The 2,274-nt window shown below is 40.6% G+C and carries 3 protein-coding genes; all 3 read right to left on the bottom strand.

What is annotated here, in order from left to right:
- Positions 1 to 415 precede the first annotated feature (415 nt).
- From NXH67_RS00140 to NXH67_RS00130, 3 genes are read right to left on the bottom strand one after another with little or no spacing between them, the layout of a single operon-like run.
- The gene (locus NXH67_RS00140; protein ID WP_272795928.1) at positions 416 to 727 is read right to left on the bottom strand and encodes a BrnA antitoxin family protein; all 312 of its coding nucleotides are present in this window, start codon (positions 725 to 727) and stop codon (positions 416 to 418) included.
- The gene (locus tag NXH67_RS00135; RefSeq protein ID WP_272795927.1) at positions 681 to 992 is read right to left on the bottom strand and encodes a BrnT family toxin; all 312 of its coding nucleotides are present in this window, start codon (positions 990 to 992) and stop codon (positions 681 to 683) included. Before NXH67_RS00135 ends, NXH67_RS00140 begins: the two co-directional genes overlap by 47 nt.
- A gap of 39 nt (positions 993 to 1,031) precedes the next feature.
- Positions 1,032 to 1,733, bottom strand: a complete 702-nt coding sequence (locus NXH67_RS00130; protein ID WP_272795925.1) for a transposase — start codon at positions 1,731 to 1,733, stop codon at positions 1,032 to 1,034.
- Positions 1,734 to 2,274: the final 541 nt, after the last annotated feature.

Below are 2,274 nucleotides of genomic sequence, written 5' to 3'. Positions count from 1 at the left end.
TCCCTTTAAGATTTCTCATAAGCTTATCCCTCCTTAAATAGCAGAGAGTTCTCAGATCAAATCCGGCAAAGAGCCAACCGCCTACCGTAATCGTAGTGGTAGCACCCATGCGATTATTATATCGAATGTATGTTTGTTCTGGCAATAATTCTTATTCCGTGCTTTGTTGAACGATGATTTGTGTTCACAGAATCAACTTGGGGACTGTCCCCACTCTCTTGATGTTAGTCGCTGCAGGAATAGAGATATTCCAATGATGGCCAATGGTCTTGCACAAGCCAAGGCAAATGAGAGCCGTCCGGCAAAAGACGTTCTGTCCGACGTAAGAAACAGCATCAAGGAGTAAATCTCAAATTCCTGTTTATCAAGCGGTGTTGTCAACTCTGCTATATCTATGGTTCCTCCCCACCTCTAGTCACGATTTTCTTCCTATAATCCCCATCTCTTCAGCCCCCCTCCAGAGCGCTTCATTGATTTTTGTCTGATAGCCCTTCCCGGTGGATTTGAATGCGTCAACAAGCACTGAATCCAGGCGGAGAGATATAAGCTCTTTGTTCGGTCTGTAGTACTTCGGATCTGCAGGCCTGAACTCTTTGAGTTCATCATCGGTTAGCTCAGGGGCATCAGCTGTATAGGTTATGGGTCTCTTTGAAGCAGCTTTTATCTCTTTAAGTTGTTCCTTAGTAGGCTGGTCCCCAGGGGTCAATTTCATCGATACTTTGGCCATTGTAGATTCTCCTTCCCTTAGCTGTAGCAACTCTTGCTGATATCAGATGGATTTCATCATTGCTTCTTTCCTCATAGGCTACAAATAGAACATCATTGATTCTGCCTATAGTCTGCCATCTGTTCTCCAGTGTGTTGTTATTTGCGGATACGTCCGGACGTTCAATTCGATAAGGATCATTAAAAACATATGCGGCTGTGCTTAGGTGAATGCCGTGGATACTATAGTTTATTTCATCCTTATAATCATCCCATGTAAATACCAAAATGTATTACCTTTCTGTAGCTACAATTATTTTATCACTTTAGGGGCATAGTATCAAATCTCCCTGAGGACTGTCCCCACTCTTTTTTGCTTGTTCTGTCTTCATTTTTTCCCAAGGAAGCCACATTTCGTCTTCTCCCATATCTTTACGGATCAGCGTTTCAGCATTAGAATGGGAGTCTTTTTCCGCCACAAACATACTGTATTCTTCAGGGGGATTGTTTCGAAATAGAGAAAACACTCGGTCCTGCGTTATTAGTTTTTCTATTAGCTGTTCTTCATAGGATAACTTTAATTTCTTTTTATTTACGTAATAGCAATAACTGCTATGCGGATATTTGCCAGCTTCTCTCACCATTTTGGCCTTTACCGGATTAAGATGAATGTACCTGCTACATTCCAGAAAGTATATCTCATCCTCAATCAGCTTCGATTTGTATCTACCGTAAAAAAGATGGCCGCTGAGGCTGTATCTATGATTGTATTCCTCCACATACAGACTGAGTATCCGTCCCATGATGATACCAATATGAATATCCTGGGTTTCAATCAGCATATGAAAATGATTTGTCATCAGACAGATTGCATGGATCTTAAAAGGAATCTTTTGCTTAATGATATCGATGCATTCCAAGAAGCGGATGTAATCAGCTTGATCCCGAAAAATGCTTTTTCTCCAGTTACCACGGCTCATTACATGATAGGTCGCTCCTGGGTACCATATCCTGTTTTGTCTTGCCATTTTCTTCCTTTCATATTGTTAGTATTTTAATTCCAAATAATGAATGAAATGGCATCAACAAGAAATGCAATGCCTCTCCGGATTGGAAACGATGCTGTGAAAGACTATCACAGCGCTGTTAGAATAGCATAGAAGCCGGAACTAATCAAGAGAAAAAAGAAAGTTCACAAAATCTACTTGGGGACTGTCCCCACTGTGCATATATGTCAAAATGAATATCACCTGCGGAACAGATGAGGAATTCATTTCAGGACAGAATGCAATCAAGAATGCAATTACACAGGTTGAATGAAAACTTGCATTTATGGCAGGTTATGCTATCATATAAATATAAAAGGTGCTACCGATAGACGGTTAGCTCCAACAATTGTTAATGATCAATGAAGACCGCACAACTGGCAAAGTTTTTCAGCGGTCTTTTTTGATGCCTGTTTTTATTTCTTGAAATAGCTGATGATGGTTATGCAGATGGCCGCAATGAAAATTGCAAAGCCAACTGCTACCATTACGCAGCTCATTATCATCAAAATAAGTTGCATCG

The organism is Butyrivibrio sp. DSM 10294 (assembly GCF_028539135.1).
Lineage (GTDB): Bacteria > Bacillota > Clostridia > Lachnospirales > Lachnospiraceae > Butyrivibrio.
The sequence above is the reverse complement of the archived record's forward strand: the minus strand, read 5'-3'. Positions and strand labels throughout refer to the sequence as shown.

Coding starts and splice junctions, on each gene's coding strand:
- NXH67_RS00140 (WP_272795928.1), bottom strand. CDS start 727: ATGGCCAAAGTATCGATGAAATTGACCCCTGGGGACCAGCCTACTAAG.
- NXH67_RS00130 (WP_272795925.1), bottom strand. CDS start 1,733: ATGGCAAGACAAAACAGGATATGGTACCCAGGAGCGACCTATCATGTA.